The 13814-nt window shown below is 75.4% G+C and carries 15 protein-coding genes; 11 read left to right on the top strand and 4 right to left on the bottom strand.

Annotation, left to right across the window (positions count from 1 at the left end; genetic code table 11):
* Nucleotides 1-9: 9 nt before the first annotated feature.
* The 3 genes from mshB to AB0873_RS06095 all read left to right on the top strand — a co-directional run bounded on the left by mshB (nt 10) and on the right by AB0873_RS06095 (nt 1937).
* Nucleotides 10-936: an N-acetyl-1-D-myo-inositol-2-amino-2-deoxy-alpha-D-glucopyranoside deacetylase gene (mshB, locus tag AB0873_RS06085; RefSeq protein ID WP_366598659.1), complete on the top strand. Its 927-nt coding sequence runs from the start codon at nt 10-12 to the stop codon at nt 934-936.
* 17 nt (nt 937-953) lie between these two features.
* Complete coding sequence (locus tag AB0873_RS06090; protein ID WP_366598786.1) at nt 954-1388, top strand: hypothetical protein; 435 nt, start codon at nt 954-956, stop codon at nt 1386-1388.
* A gap of 81 nt (nt 1389-1469) precedes the next feature.
* On the top strand, nt 1470-1937 hold the full coding sequence (locus AB0873_RS06095; protein WP_366598660.1) for a hypothetical protein: 468 nt from the start codon (nt 1470-1472) through the stop codon (nt 1935-1937).
* Nucleotides 1938-2014: 77 nt separating this feature from the next.
* On the opposite strand, the gene AB0873_RS06100 is transcribed toward AB0873_RS06095, so the two are convergent.
* A complete protein-coding gene (locus tag AB0873_RS06100) occupies nt 2015-2974 on the bottom strand; it encodes a GNAT family N-acetyltransferase (protein WP_366598661.1) in 960 nt (319 codons plus the stop codon).
* A gap of 79 nt (nt 2975-3053) precedes the next feature.
* Here AB0873_RS06100 and fdxA point away from each other — a divergent pair, with 79 nt between their 5' ends.
* Genes fdxA through AB0873_RS06120 form a run of 4 tightly spaced genes read left to right on the top strand, consistent with a single transcriptional unit; the run spans nt 3054 to nt 6260 of the window.
* Nucleotides 3054-3380: a ferredoxin gene (gene fdxA / locus AB0873_RS06105; RefSeq protein WP_088992046.1), complete on the top strand. Its 327-nt coding sequence runs from the start codon at nt 3054-3056 to the stop codon at nt 3378-3380.
* Nucleotides 3377-4483, top strand: a complete 1107-nt coding sequence (gene dapC / locus AB0873_RS06110) for a succinyldiaminopimelate transaminase (RefSeq protein ID WP_366598787.1) — start codon at nt 3377-3379, stop codon at nt 4481-4483. Before fdxA ends, dapC begins: the two co-directional genes overlap by 4 nt.
* A gap of 7 nt (nt 4484-4490) precedes the next feature.
* Complete coding sequence (locus AB0873_RS06115) at nt 4491-5561, top strand: prephenate dehydrogenase/arogenate dehydrogenase family protein (RefSeq protein ID WP_366598662.1); 1071 nt, start codon at nt 4491-4493, stop codon at nt 5559-5561.
* A gap of 36 nt (nt 5562-5597) precedes the next feature.
* Nucleotides 5598-6260: a nucleoside/nucleotide kinase family protein gene (locus AB0873_RS06120; protein ID WP_366598663.1), complete on the top strand. Its 663-nt coding sequence runs from the start codon at nt 5598-5600 to the stop codon at nt 6258-6260.
* 11 nt (nt 6261-6271) lie between these two features.
* On the opposite strand, the gene AB0873_RS06125 is transcribed toward AB0873_RS06120, so the two are convergent.
* Together AB0873_RS06125 and dapD are read right to left on the bottom strand one after the other, a co-directional pair.
* Nucleotides 6272-6373, bottom strand: coding sequence for a maltose acetyltransferase domain-containing protein (locus AB0873_RS06125; protein ID WP_366598664.1), 102 nt, complete (start codon nt 6371-6373; stop codon nt 6272-6274).
* An 11-nt stretch (nt 6374-6384) separates the two neighbouring features.
* Nucleotides 6385-7344 carry a 2,3,4,5-tetrahydropyridine-2,6-dicarboxylate N-succinyltransferase gene (gene dapD / locus AB0873_RS06130; RefSeq protein WP_155330391.1) on the bottom strand — a complete coding sequence of 320 codons (960 nt, stop codon included), beginning with the start codon at nt 7342-7344 and terminating at the stop codon, nt 6385-6387.
* Between the two features lie 24 nt (nt 7345-7368).
* Between dapD and dapE the strand changes: the two genes are divergently transcribed.
* Complete coding sequence (gene dapE, locus AB0873_RS06135; protein WP_366598665.1) at nt 7369-8442, top strand: succinyl-diaminopimelate desuccinylase; 1074 nt, start codon at nt 7369-7371, stop codon at nt 8440-8442.
* Between the two features lie 70 nt (nt 8443-8512).
* On the opposite strand, the gene AB0873_RS06140 is transcribed toward dapE, so the two are convergent.
* Nucleotides 8513-8683: a hypothetical protein gene (locus AB0873_RS06140; protein ID WP_155330393.1), complete on the bottom strand. Its 171-nt coding sequence runs from the start codon at nt 8681-8683 to the stop codon at nt 8513-8515.
* Between the two features lie 155 nt (nt 8684-8838).
* Here AB0873_RS06140 and AB0873_RS06145 point away from each other — a divergent pair, with 155 nt between their 5' ends.
* The 3 genes from AB0873_RS06145 to AB0873_RS06155 all read left to right on the top strand — a co-directional run bounded on the left by AB0873_RS06145 (nt 8839) and on the right by AB0873_RS06155 (nt 13809).
* Nucleotides 8839-9690, top strand: coding sequence for a TIGR00730 family Rossman fold protein (locus AB0873_RS06145; RefSeq protein ID WP_155330394.1), 852 nt, complete (start codon nt 8839-8841; stop codon nt 9688-9690).
* 2 nt (nt 9691-9692) lie between these two features.
* Complete coding sequence (locus AB0873_RS06150; RefSeq protein ID WP_366598666.1) at nt 9693-10259, top strand: TIGR00730 family Rossman fold protein; 567 nt, start codon at nt 9693-9695, stop codon at nt 10257-10259.
* 124 nt (nt 10260-10383) lie between these two features.
* Complete coding sequence (locus AB0873_RS06155) at nt 10384-13809, top strand: ATP-dependent DNA helicase (protein WP_366598667.1); 3426 nt, start codon at nt 10384-10386, stop codon at nt 13807-13809.
* The last annotated feature ends 5 nt before the right edge of the window (nt 13810-13814 follow it).

Genomic DNA, 13814 nt, shown 5'->3' on the forward strand with positions numbered 1-13814 from the left:
CCGGTTAGAGTGACGGACGTGACGACGCTGCCCGACCGCCGGCTCCTGCTGGTCCACGCGCACCCCGACGACGAAGCCATCGGCACCGGCTCGACGATGGCGCACTACGCCGCCACCGGCGCCCACGTCACGCTGGTGACCTGCACGCTCGGCGAGGAGGGCGAGATCCACGTGCCGGCGCTGGCGCAGCTCGCCGCGGCCGAGGCGGACCAGCTCGGCGGCTACCGGATCGGGGAGCTGGCGGCGGCCTGCCGCGCGCTCGGCGTCACCGACCACCGGTTCCTCGGTGGCGCCGGCCGCTACCGGGACTCCGGCATGATGGGCCTCGCCACGAACGAGCACCCGCGCGCCTTCTGGCAGGCCGACCTCGACGAGGCCGCCGGGCACCTGGTCGAGATCATGCGCGAGATCCGACCGCAGGTGATGATCACGTACGACGGCAACGGCTTCTACGGTCACCCGGACCACATCCAGGCGCACCGGGTGGCGATGCGCGCCGCCGAGCTGGCCGGCGCCGAGGGCTTCGGCCCCGCGAAGATCTACTGGACGGCGATGCCGCAGAGCGTGCTGGAGGCCGGGATGGCCCACTTCGCCGGCTCGTCGGACAACCCGTTCGTGGGCATCGAGGAGGCCACCGAGCTGCCCTTCTGCACCCCCGACGCGCAGATCGCCGCCCGGATCGACGCGACCGACCAGCACGCCGCCAAGGAGGCGGCGATGCGGGCGCACGCCACTCAGATCCCGGACGACTCCTGGCTGTACTCGATCGCCGGCAACTTCGGCAGTGAGTTCATGGGGGTGGAGTACTACACCCTCGCGGTCGGCGAGAAGGGCCCGGGCTCCGGCCGGTACGGCTGGGAGGACGACCTGTTCGCCGGGCTCGCGGTCGCCGACGGCCCGGACCGGTCACCGGTCGGCGCGGCCGGTTCCCGGTGACCCTCCCCGCCGCGCCGATGTCGGTCGTGCCCGACGAGGGCGTGCCACCGCTGCCCGAGCGCTCCGGCCGGGCGGTCGACCTCGTCCTGCGGGTCGCCGGCGGCCTGCTCTCCGTCGTCGGCGGGATGGTGAGCGCAGTGCTGGAGCTGCTGCTCGCCCCGGTCCGGGTCGGCGGGTACCTGATCGGCGTGGCGGTGCTGGTGGCGATCGGCGCGAACGTGGCGCTGAGCTGGTTCGCCCACGCCACGGTGGCGCGCCGGTGGGCGGTGGCACTGCCGGCGGTGCCGTGGTTCGCCATCGTCGCCCTCGCCGGTATCCGCACCGCCGAGGGCGACGTGCTGCTCACCGGGACATGGGTGGACCTGCTGCTCGTCGTGGCCGGCGCGATGACGTTCGCCGTGCTGGGCTTCCGGCAGGTCCTCGCGGTTCCGCCCACCCGCCCCGGGGCCTGACGGGGCACAGCTTCCGGTGGTAGACATTCCTGCCAGGAAGGCCCGCCGGAGGGCGGCGGGCGGTACGGCGGGAGGCGTGCGATGAGTCAGCGGTGGCGCGCGGTCGGGATACTCGCGGGTGCGCTGTTCTTGGTCAACGTGGTCGCCCGGCTGATCATCCGGTTCGGCTTCGACGCGGACGACACCGCGGCCGCCGACCGGATGTCACTCGGGATGTTCGTGGTGATCGGGCTGGTCCTGGCGGCGGTCACCTTCGTCTGGGCCCGGCGCCGGCCGGCCGCCCGGTGGGGCTCGGACGTGGCCGCCGCGGTGGGCGTCGCGCTGGCGCTGACCGTGCTGGTGGGCCCCCTGCTGGTCGGTGAGAATCCGTTCGGCGGCGGCCCGGGCACCTTCTTCGCGCAGATCTGGCTCTACCTGGCGGCGACCGGCGTCGGCGTGCTCCTGGGCTACCTGCTGGCCGTCGCGCTCGGCCTCGACCACCGGTCGCAGACGCTCAAGCGGTACGCCGAGACGAAGGCCGCGAAGCCCCGCAGGCCGGTCCGCCGCTGACGGGCGCCGTCGACCCGGCACGCGGCGTCCCGGACTGTCACACCCCGTGCTCCCCCCGGGGGTGCCGCGGGCCGACGTCAGCCGGGGGCGACCCGGGTCAGGTAGGTGTGGTGGGTGGTGAAGCCCAACGTGCGGTAGAGGGCGACCGCCCCCGTGTTGCGTTGCTCGACCTGGAGGAAGGCGTCGGTGGCGCCGGCCGCCGCACCCCAGCCGGCCAGGGCGTGGATCACGCGCCGGGCCAGCCCCTGCCGGCGGGCCTCGGGCAGCACCTCGATCAGGCTCAGACCGAGCCACCGACCCGCGCCGGTGACGGTGCCCCGGCCGACGGCGACCAGCCGGTTGTCCGCGTACACCTCGGCGAAGCGGACCTGGTCCACGGCGGTGAGCACGTGGCGGGCGGCGTCCGGCAGGCCGCCCTTGCGGCCGGCGGCGATCGCCAGCCAGCCCTCGGACGGCGCGGTCGCCAGCTCGACCGGCGGTGACCCGGCCGGCTCGGGTGCGGCCGGGGGCAGGGCGGCCAGCGGCACGGTCTGCACGAGCACCGGCGGGCGGCTGGTCCAGCCCCGCGCGTCGAGTTCGGCGCCGACCGGTGCCGCGAGCGGGAGCGGCGTGTTGACCAGCGCCGGCTGGCCGAGGCCGGCGTACCAGCGTTCCACCGCGTCGAGCGCGGCGGGCAGCGGCCGGTCCGGGTCGCCGACGGGCAGCGCCGAGTTGGCCCGGCCGGTCCAGCCGTCGGCGCTGCGCAGCAGCCAGTCACCGAGGCGGGCCCGGGTCGGCGCCGGCCAGGCCTCGTCGGCGGCGAGTTCCAGCGCGGCCACCGCGGCGGCCGTCGGCCGGCGGGCCGGCGGGACCCGCTTCGCCCGGTGCACCTCGGCCACCGGGACCTCGATCCGGCCCTGGGTGGTGGCGATAGTGAGATGGGTCTCGCTCAGTTCGACCAGCTCGCCGAGCGCGTCGGAGAAGAGGGGTCTGCCTTCGCGAATCCCCACAATGCGGCGGACCACGATGCGGTGTCCCACGTCCTGCTGTCGGAGCACGATCGACCTCCTCCCCGCCGAGATACTAGGCTCTTACCGTCGCGGGTGATCGCGGCGCGTCTTGCGGAGGAGAAGATCGGTGACCTACATCATCGCCGAGCCGTGCGTGGATGTGCTCGACAAGGCATGCATCGAGGAGTGCCCGGTCGACTGCATTTACGAGGGCAACCGGATGCTCTACATCCACCCCGACGAGTGCGTCGACTGTGGTGCCTGTGAGCCCGTCTGCCCGGTCGAGGCGATCTTCTACGAGGACGACGTCCCCGAGCAGTGGAAGGACTACACTGCGGCCAACTACGAGTTCTTCGAGGACCTGGGCTCGCCCGGTGGCGCCTCGAAGATCGGCAAGGTGGAGAAGGACGCGACCTTCGTCGCCGCCCAGCCGCCGCGCGGAGAGGGCCACTGAACCGGCCCGCGCCGGTCTCGGCTCGGCTGCCCGAGTTCACCTGGGACACCCTGGACGCCGCGGCCGCGCTGGCCGCGGCGCACCCGGAGGGCCTGATCAACCTCTCGATGGGCACGCCGGTCGACCCGGTGCCGCCGGTGATCCGGCAGGCGCTGGCGGACGCGTCGGACGCCCCCGGCTACCCGCTGACCGCCGGCACGCCGGTGCTGCGTGACGCGATCGCCGCCTGGGTCGCGCGGGCGTGCGGGGCCGGGGTGAACGGGCTCGGCGTCCTGCCGACGGTCGGCTCGAAGGAGCTGGTCGCCTGGCTGCCGACGCTGCTCGGGATCGGGCCGGACGACGTCGTCGTGGTGCCGTCGGTCGCGTACCCGACCTACGAGGACGGCGCCCGGCTGGCCGGCGCCACCGTCGTCCGCGCCGACTCGCTGACCGCGGTCGGCCCGACGCCGCGGGTGCGCCTGGTCTGGGTGAACTCGCCCGGCAACCCGACCGGCCGGGTGCTGCCCGCGGCCCACCTGCGCAAGGTGGTCGACTGGGCCCGGGAGCGCGGCGCGGTCGTCGCCAGCGACGAGTGCTATCTGCCGCTCGGCTGGGACGCCGAGCCGGTCTCGGTGCTGTCGCCGGAGGTCTGCGGTGGCACGTACGAGGGCGTGCTCGCCGTGCACTCGCTGTCGAAGCGCTCCAACCTCGCCGGCTACCGGGCCGGCTTCGTGGCGGGTGACCCGGCGCTCGTCGCCGAGCTGCTGAAGGTGCGCAAGCACGCCGGCATGATCGTGCCCGCCCCGGTGCAGGCCGCCATGGTGGCCGCCCTGAGTGACGAACGGCACGCCGAGGAGCAGCGCGAACGCTACCGGGCCCGACGCGTGGCGCTGCACGCCGCGTTCACCGGCGCCGGGTTCACCGTCGAGCACTCGGAGGCCGGCCTCTACCTGTGGCTGACCCGGGACGAGGACTGCTGGGAGACCGTCGACTGGCTGGCCCGGCGCGGCATCCTGGTCGCGGCCGGCGTCTTCTACGGTCCGGCCGGTGCCCGGCACGTGCGCGTGGCGCTGACCGAGTCCGACGAGCACGTCGCGGCGGTCGCCGGCCGACTGGCCGCCTGAGCTGGCGATGACGGGCGACGGGACCACCGGCCCGGGCCGTCCGGGGGCCGGCGGGGGGTACGCGGGCGTCCGCGCCGCCGTCGTCGGCACCGGCCTGATCGGCGGGTCCGTCCTGCTGCGGCTCCGCGACGCGGGGCTGGACGTCGCCGGGTGGGATCCGGACCCGGCCACGCGGGAGCACGCGCGCCGGCAGGGGGTGACGGCCGCCGAGACCGTCGAGGAGGCGGTCGCCGGGCGGGACGTCGTGTTCCTGTGCGGGCCGTTGCCGACCCTGCCGGCCACCCTGCCGCTGGTGGCCGGGGCGAGCCCGCCCGGTTGCGTCCTCACCGACGTGGGCAGCACCAAGGCCGAGGTGGCCGACGCCGCCGCCCGGCACGGTCTGCTCGACCGGTTCGTGCCCGGCCACCCGATGGCCGGCGCCGAGTCGGCCGGGCTGACCGCCGCCGCGCCGACGCTGCTCGACGGTGCCGCGTGGGTGCTCTGCCCGGGGCCGGCGGCCGGGCCGTTCCGCTGGCTGACCGGGCTGCTGCTGGACGTGTTCCGGGCCCGGGTGGTGCCGATGGCCGCCGACGCGCACGACAGCGCCGCCGCCCTCGCCTCGCACGTCCCGCACCTGCTCGCCGGCGCGCTGGCCGGTGCGGTCCGCCGGGCGACGCTGCGGGACGCGGTCCTCGCGCTGGCCGCCGGCAGCTTCCGCGACGGCACCCGGGTCGCCGGCACCCCGGCCGCCCGTACCGCCAACATGCTGCTCGGCAACCGGGAGCGGGTGCTGCGCGAGCTGGCCGGGGTGACCGCGTACCTGGACGAGCTGGCCGACGCGCTGCGGTCCGGCGACGCGCAGCGGCTGACCGCGCTGCACGCCGAGGCGGGCGCCGCGCGCGAGCTGCTGTCCGGTCGCGGGTACGCCACCCGGGTCCGGGACTTTCCCGCCGGCGGTGACCACGTCGACGAGGTCGCCTGGCTGCGGGAGCTGGGCGCCGCCGGCGGCCACCTGGGCGGCTGCCACGTCCGGGGCGACCGGGTCAGCTACACCGCCCACGTCCCGGATCCGTCCGCGCGGCCGCGTGGGGCCGACTGATCTCGCCACCCGGCGGGACGCCGATAGGGTGAGGGCATGGTGAACGGGCCGGGGGTGGCGGCGCGGGTCGTCCCCCTCGACGAGTTGGTGGCGCGCGCCCACGCGCTCGCCGACGCCGGCCCGCGGCAGTTGCTCGGCATCGCCGGCGCTCCCGGTGCCGGCAAGTCGACCCTGGCCGAGCAGATCGTCGCCGCGGTGGGCCCGGTCGCCCGGCTGGTCCCGATGGACGGGTTCCACCTGGCGCAGGCCGAGCTGGTCCGGCTGGGCCGAACCGCGCGCAAGGGCGCCGTGGACACCTTCGACGCCAACGGGTACGTTTCGCTGCTGCGCCGCCTGCGCCGGCTCGAACCCACCGCGGTGTACGCGCCGGTCTTCCGGCGGGACCTGGAGGAGCCGGTGGCCGGGGCGATCGAGGTGCCGCCGGAGGTCCGGCTGGTGGTCACCGAGGGCAACTACCTGCTGCTGCCGGAGTGGCCGTGGGAGGAGATCCGGCCGCTGCTGCACGAGGCGTGGTTCCTGGAGCTCGACGCGGAGCTGCGGCTGCGCCGGCTCACCGCCCGGCACGAGGCGTACGGGCGGTCGCCCGAGGAGGCCCGGGTCTGGGCGTACGGCAGCGACGAGGCCAACGCCGCGCTGGTGGCCGCCACGGCGGACCGGGCCGACCTGGTGGTACGCCTCACCGAGCCGCCGCCCCCGTGACGGCCGCACCGTCAGGCGAGTTCGCGCACCACCCGGTCCAGGTCGGCGAGGATCTCCGGCTCGTCGGCGATGTACGGCTCACCGGCGAGCATGCGGTCCTTCATCGAGGTCACGGACGACCGGCTCAGTCGTTGGCGTGCAGGGCGGCGTTCAGCTCGATGCCTTTGCCGGTGCGCGGCTTCGCCTCCAGGCCGCCGGTGACCGAGTTGCGCCAGAAGAGCAGCCCGTCCACGCCGGACAGCTCACGGGCCTTGACCACCCGGCCGTCCGGCAGGCTGATCTTGGAGGCGGCGGTGACGTAGCAGCCGGCCTCCACCACGCAGTCGTCGCCGAGCGTGATGCCGACGCCCGCGTTGGCGCCGACCAGGCTGCGCTCGCCGATGCGGATCTTCTCGGTGCCACCGCCGGAGAGGGTGCCCATGATCGAGGCGCCGCCGCCGATGTCGGAGCCGTCGCCGACCACCACGCCCTGCACGATCCGGCCCTCGACCATCGACGTGCCGAGGGTGCCCGCGTTGAAGTTCACGAAGCCCTCGTGCATCACGGTCGTGCCCGGCGCGAGGTGGGCGCCCAGCCGGACCCGGTCGGCGTCCGCGATCCGCACGCCGGAGGGTACGACGTAGTCGGTCATCCGCGGGAACTTGTCCACCCCGTACACGGCCAGGTGGCGGCCGGCGGCCCGCTCGATCACCCGCAGCTCGTCGACCCGCTCCGGCGGGCAGGGCCCGGCCGAGGTCCACGCCACGTTGGCGAGTTTGCCGAAGACGCCGTCGAGGTTGAGCTCGTTGGGCCGGACCAGCCGGTGGGAGAGCAGGTGCAGCCGCAGGTACGCGTCCGCGGCGTCCTTGATCGGGTCGTCCAGCGAGCCGATCACCGTGACCACCTGGACGGTGCGCAGGCCCGGCAGCGCCCGGTCGCCGATCGCGCCCGGGGGGAGGTCGAGGACGTCCGCCTCGTCTTCGCCGGGGACCAGCGGCAGCTCACCGAGCCCCAGCTTGCCGGTCGGGTACCAGGTGTCGAGCACCTGATCGTCAGCGGTCACGGTGGCCAGGCCGATGCCCCAGGCAGACTCTGCGCTACTCACGACCTTGAAGGTACCGTGCGGAACATGGAGAACCCGCTGACCCCCGAGGTCCTGGCTGATCCGGTGGCGTTGACCCGCGCACTGGTCGACATAGAGTCCGTCTCCCTCAACGAGAAGGCGATCGCCGACTGCGTCGAGGAGGTGCTGCGCCGGGTGCCGCACCTGACGACGTACCGGCACGGCAACACGGTCATGGCCCGCACCGACCTGGGCCGCGCCCAGCGGGTGGTGCTCGCCGGGCACCTCGACACGGTTCCCCTGAACAACAACTTCCCGTCCATGATGCGCGGCGACCTGATGTACGGGTGCGGCACCTCCGACATGAAGTCCGGCGTGGCGTACGCCCTGCACCTGGCGGTGACGCTGGCCGAGCCGCGGTACGACGTGACGTACTTCTTCTACGAGGCGGAGGAGATCGAGTCGAAGTACAACGGTCTCTTCCTCGTCGCCGAGGCGCACCCGGAGTGGCTGCAGGCCGACTTCGCGCTGCTGCTGGAGCCGACGTACGGGATCGTCGAGGCGGGCTGCCAGGGCACCATGCGGGCGATCGTCACCACGCACGGCGAGCGCGCCCACGCGGCCCGGTCCTGGCACGGGGTGAACGCGATCCACGGCGCGGGCGAGGTGCTGCGCCGGCTGACGGCGTACGAGGCGCGCCGGGTGACCCTCGACGGCTGCGACTACCGGGAGGGGCTGAACGCGGTCCGGATCGTGGGTGGCGTGGCCGGCAACGTCATCCCGGACCGCTGCGAGATCGAGATCAACTACCGGTACGCGCCGGATCGTGACCCGGCTGCCGCCGAGGTGCACCTGCGCGAGGTCTTCCACGGCTTCGACCTCGAGGTGACCGACGCGGCGGCGGGGGCGCTCCCGGGCCTGGACGCACCGCCGGCGCAGGAGTTCCTGGCGGCGGTGGGCGCCGCGCCGATCGGCAAGCTGGGCTGGACGGACGTGGCCCGGTTCGCCGCGATGGGCATCCCGGCGCTGAACTTCGGCCCCGGCGACCCGAACCTGGCCCATCACAAGGACGAGCACGTCGAGGTCGGCAAGATCCGCGAGGGCGCGGCCACCCTGCACCGCTGGCTCGCCGCCGCCTGATCCACCGCGCCCCGCCGGCCGGGAGGCCACCCCCCCAGGGACCCTCCCGGCCGGCGGCGGCGCGTGCGGCTCAGGCCGTCCGGGTCAGGGCGGACCCGCCGGCCGTGGTCTCCGCCGGATCGCCGGCCGGCTCCGTGGCCGGTGGCTCCATCAGGCGGGCGCGGCGGCGCTCGGCCACCACGTCCCGGATCCGCCGCTGCATCTGACGGCGGATCCGCATCCTCTCGTTGTTGGTGATCACGCTGGCTCCTCCCCCGAAGGCGCGCGCCGGGGCATACCCGGTATGTGAATAGTAAGACGTACGGGCGACCGAAATAGTTGCCCGTGATCGCGACGAATTTCCGGCCTGCTCGGGCCAGCACGTCCGACGGGTGGGACTCCACTACGGTTGCTCCCATGAGCGAGAGCAACGGGCGGGCGGCGGAGGGCGAGCCGCGGCGGGAGCGGCACCGGGGCGCCGTCACCCTGCGCCGCGCGGCGATCACCGACAGCACCGCCGACCAGCGGCTGCTCGACTCGCGGCAGCGCAGCGACTGGAAGACGCGGGACGCGTGGCGGGCGCTGCGGATCCTCTCCGAGTTCGTCGAGGGGTTCGACACCCTCTCCGACCTGCCGCCGGCGGTCAGCGTCTTCGGCTCCGCCCGCAGCCTCCCGGACAGCCCCGAGTGCCGGCTGGCCGAGGCGCTGGGCGGCCAGCTGGCCCGGGCCGGCTACGCGGTCATCACCGGCGGCGGCCCGGGCGTGATGGAGGCCACCAACCGGGGCGCCAGCGAGGCCGGCGGGCTCTCCGTCGGGCTCGGCATCGAACTCCCCTTCGAGCAGGGCATCAACGACTGGGTCGACCTCGCCATCGACTTCCGCTACTTCTTCGCCCGCAAGACCATGTTCGTCAAGTACGCCCAGGCGTTCGTGGTCCTCCCCGGTGGCTTCGGCACCATGGACGAGCTGTTCGAGGCGCTCACCCTGGTGCAGACCGGCAAGGTGACCCGCTTCCCGGTGGTGCTGATGGGCACCCGCTACTGGGGCGGGCTGATGGACTGGCTGCGCGACACCATGGCCGCCGAAGGCAAGATCGGGCCGGTCGACCTCGACCTGATCTGCCTCACCGACGACGTGAACGACGCGGTCCGCCACATCGTGGAGGCGGAGGCCGTGCTCTCCGCCGAGCAGGACGCGGTCCGCGAGGAGGCGGTCGCCCGCACCGCGGCGGACCAACGGATCGCCGCCGACGAGGGCCGCCGGGACTGACCGTGGCGGCCATCTGTGTGTTCTGCGCGTCCTCCCGTACCCTCGACCGGCGCTGGCTCGACCTGGCGGCGGAGACCGGCGCGGAGATCGCCCGGCGGGGCCACACGCTGGTGAGCGGCGGCGGCTGCGTCGGGATGATGGGCGCCGTGGCGGACGGGGCGCGGGTCGCGGGCGGGCGGACGCTGGGGATCATCCCGCAGGCCCTGGTCGACCTCGAGGTCGCCGACCTCGCCTCCGACGAGCTGCTGGTCACCGAGTCGATGGCCGACCGCAAGACGCTCATGCTCGACAAGTCGGACGCGTTCCTCACCCTGCCGGGCGGCCTCGGCACGCTGGACGAGCTGTTCGAGGTCTGGACCACGGCCACGCTGGCCCTGCACGCCAAGCCGATGGTCCTGGTCGACACCGACGGCTTCTACCGCCCCCTGCTCGACTGGCTGGGTGGCCTCGCCGACCAGACCTTCCTGAAGCCGGCGGGCCTGGCCCTGCTCACCGTGGTCGACACCGTCCCCGCCGCTCTCGACGCCATCGAGGCCGGCCTCACCGGACCGCCCGGCCTGCCGGCCTGACCGGGCGATCCCTGCCGGCCGGACGCCGCTGCTCGTCCTGGTCGGGGCACCCGGGACGGATCCCGGGCGGCGTGGCGGGGCAGGGGTCGCGTGCCGTGTCGGAGGCGTCTGGTGGGATGAGGGAATGCAGGCGTACCGGCTGGTGCGCCGGCCCGCCGACGCGGCCGTCCGCCGGTCCGGCGGGCCGGCGGAGAGGGGCACGCGGGTCGCGGACCCGCGGCAGGCGGAGGTGGCCGGGCACACCGACGGGCCGATGCTCGTGCTCGGTGGCCCGGGCACCGGCAAGACCGCCGCCCTCGTCGAGGCGGTCGCCGCCCGGGTGGCCGAGGGGGTCGATCCCGAGCAGGTCCTCGTCCTCACGTTCGGCCGCCGGCAGGCCACCGCCCTACGGCAGCGGATCGAGGCGCGCGTCGCCGGCGACGGGCACCGGGTGCTGCGGGAACCGCTGGTGCGCACCTTCCCCGCGTACGCCTTCGGGCTGCTGCGGCGCGCCGCCGCCGAGCGCGGCGAACCGTCGCCACGCCTGCTCACCGGCCCCGAGCAGGATCTGATCATCCGGGAGCTGCTCGACCTGGTCGGCGAGGAGCCGGGCGACGACCCGGTGGGCTGGCCGGAGGACCTGCGGCCGGCGCTGCGGACCCGCGCCTTCGCCGCGCAGCTGCGGGACCTGCTGATGCGTGCCGGCGAGCGCGGCGTCGGCCCGGTCGAGCTGGCCCGGCTGGGCGAGAAGTTCGGCCGCGCCGACTGGCCGGCCGCCGCGCGCTTCCTCCGGGAGTACGTGGCGGTGCTCGCGCTGCGCGACGTGAGCAACCGCGGTTCGATCGCGTACGACCCCGCCGAGCTGGTCCGGGCCGCCACCGGCATGCTGCTCGACGACCCCGAGCTGCTGGCGGCCGAGCGGCGCCGGCTGGCGTACGTCTACGTCGACGAGTACGCCGACACCGACCCCGCCCAGCAGGACCTGCTGGCGACCGTGGCCGGCGGCGGCAAGACCCTCGTCGCCTTCGCCGACCCCGACTCGTCCACGTACGCCTTCCGGGGCGCCGACCCGACCGGCGTGACCACCTTCCCGCACCGGTTCCGCACCGCCTCCGGGGCGCCCGCCGCCCAGGTCGTGCTGACCACCTCGTACCGCGCCGGTCCCCGGCTGCTGGCGGCGAGCGCCCGGCTGGCCCGCCGGCTGCGGGGTCCGGCGGCGCACCGGCGGCTGCGCCCGCTGCCCGACACGGCCCCCGGCACGATGGAGGTCCGCACCTTCCGCTCGGCCACCAGCGAGGCGGCGTGGCTGGCGCACGCCCTGCGCGAGGCCCACCTGCTCGGCGGAGTGCCGTGGTCGGAGATGGCGGTGCTGGTGCGGTCCACCGCCCGGCAGCTGCCGTCGCTGCGCCGCGCCCTGCACGCCGCCGGCGTGCCGACCGTGGTCCACGGCGAGGACCTGCCGCTGCACCTGCAACCGGCGGTCGCCCCGCTGCTGCTCCTGCTGCGGTGCGCGCTGGAGCCGGAGCGGCTCGACGAGGAGGCGGCCGTCGCCCTGCTGCACTCGCCGCTGGGCGGGGCCGACCCGCTCGCCGAGCGCCGGCTGCGGCAGGGGCTCCGGGTCATGGCGCTCGCCGCGGGTGACCGCCGCCCGTCCGGGGAACTGATCGTCGAGGCGCTGCGCGACCCGGCGGAACTGGCCGGGATCGACCGCCGGTGGGCGGAGCCCGCGCAGACCGTCGCCGGCCTGCTGGCGGTCGCCCGGGAGACGGCCGCCCGGCCGGGCGCCACCGCCGAGGACGTGCTGTGGGCGGTCTGGCGGGCCAGCGGGCTGGCCGAGCTGTGGTCGGCGGCACTGGCCCGGACCCCGGCGACGGCGGGGGAGGGGGACGTCGCCCGCCGCCGGCGCGCCGAGGCGGCCGACCGGGACCTGGACGCGGTGATGGTGCTGTTCGACGCCGCCGCCCGCTTCACCGACCGGCTGCCCGGCGCGCGGACCGAGGTCTTCCTCGACCACGTGCTCGGGCAGGACCTGCCGGCGGACACCCTCGCACCGACCGCCGACCGCGGTGACGCGGTCCGGTTGCTCACCGCGCACGCCGCCAAGGGCCTGGAGTGGGACCTGGTCGCCGTCGCCGGCGTGCAGGAGGGCGTCTGGCCCGACCTGCGGCTGCGGGGCAGCCTGCTCGGCTCCGAGCGCCTCGTCGACGTGCTCGCCGGCCGCTCGGCCGGCGACGGCCGGCTCGCCACGGTGATCGGCCAGACCTCGGCACTGCTGGACGAGGAGCGGCGCCTGTTCCACGTAGCGGTGACGCGGGCGCGGCGTTCCCTGCTGGTCAGCGCCGTCGCCTCGGCGGCCGTGGGCGGGGACGACCACGAGGAGCAGCCCAGCCGCTTCCTCTACGAGCTCGGCCCCACCGACCCGCCCACCGACGGCGGTGGCGACCCGCCCACCGGCCCGTCGCCGTCCGCCCCCGAGCCGGACGCCGATGCGGCGGCGCCGGCCGGGGACGGCGACCCGGAACCCCACCGGGTGACCACGCTGCCGGTGAGCCGGCCGCCCCGGGCGCTGACCCTGGCGTCGCTGGTGGCCGAACTCCGTACCGCCGTCACCGACCCGGCCGCGCCGCCCGCCCGGCGGCACGCGGCGGCGGCCGAGCTGGCCCGCCTGGCCGCCGCCGGGGTCTCCGGCGCGCACCCGGAAGACTGGTGGGGGCTGCGCCCCCTCTCCGACGACCGGCCGCTGGTCGACGAGGGCGAGCCGGTCCGGGTCACCCCGTCGGCGATGGAGAGCGCGCTGCGGTGCAGCCTGCGCTGGCTGCTGGAACGGCACGGCGGCAGCGCGCCGGCCGGAACCGCCCAGGGTGTCGGCAACCTGGTGCACGCCGCGGCGATGCTCGCCGAGGACGCCAGTGCGGACCGGGGTGCCCTGCTCGACTACGTCGCCGCCCGCTTCGACGCGATCGAGCTGGCCGCCCGCTGGATGGCCGGGCCGGAGCGGGCCCGCGCCGAGGCGATGGTCGACAAGCTGCTGCGCTGGCTGGCCGCCAACCCGCGCCGGCTGCTCGCCATCGAGCACGAGTTCGCGGTCCGGCTCGACGACCCGCGTCGGCCGGTCGAGCTGGTCGGCCGGGTGGACCGGCTGGAGGTCGACGCGGACGGCCGGCTCGTGGTCGTCGACCTGAAGACCGGCAAGTCGACCGCGGTCACCGCGGCGGACCTCGCGGAGCACCCGCAGCTCGGCGCGTACCAGGCGGCGGTCGAGTCGGGGGCGTTCGGCGAGTACGGGGACGAGTCCGGGGGCGCCGCCCTGGTGCAGCTCGGCACCGGGGCGAAGGACGCGAAGGAGCAGTCCCAGCCGCCGGCCGGCGAGGGGCCGGAGGCGGGCTGGGCGACCGCCCTGGTCCGGCGCACCGCCGATACGATGGCCGCCGCCACCTTCGCCGCGGTCGCCAACTCGAAGTGCCGGGTCTGCCCGGTACGCACGAGCTGCCCGGTGTCCGGGCAGGGGCGCCAGGTCGTCGAACCGCCGACCGTCATCCCCCGGCCGGAGACCCGTGAGCGCGAGGAGTGAGCGTG

The sequence above is a fragment of the Micromonospora sp. NPDC047707 genome, from assembly GCF_040704235.1.
Classification (GTDB): Bacteria; Actinomycetota; Actinomycetes; order Mycobacteriales; family Micromonosporaceae; genus Micromonospora.

Coding starts and splice junctions, on each gene's coding strand:
- dapE (WP_366598665.1), top strand. CDS start 7,369: ATGGAGAACCCGCTGACCCCCGAGGTCCTGGCTGATCCGGTGGCGTTG.
- AB0873_RS06120 (WP_366598663.1), top strand. CDS start 5,598: ATGGTGAACGGGCCGGGGGTGGCGGCGCGGGTCGTCCCCCTCGACGAG.
- AB0873_RS06155 (WP_366598667.1), top strand. CDS start 10,384: ATGCAGGCGTACCGGCTGGTGCGCCGGCCCGCCGACGCGGCCGTCCGC.
- AB0873_RS06145 (WP_155330394.1), top strand. CDS start 8,839: ATGAGCGAGAGCAACGGGCGGGCGGCGGAGGGCGAGCCGCGGCGGGAG.
- AB0873_RS06115 (WP_366598662.1), top strand. CDS start 4,491: ATGACGGGCGACGGGACCACCGGCCCGGGCCGTCCGGGGGCCGGCGGG.
- AB0873_RS06090 (WP_366598786.1), top strand. CDS start 954: ATGTCGGTCGTGCCCGACGAGGGCGTGCCACCGCTGCCCGAGCGCTCC.
- AB0873_RS06095 (WP_366598660.1), top strand. CDS start 1,470: ATGAGTCAGCGGTGGCGCGCGGTCGGGATACTCGCGGGTGCGCTGTTC.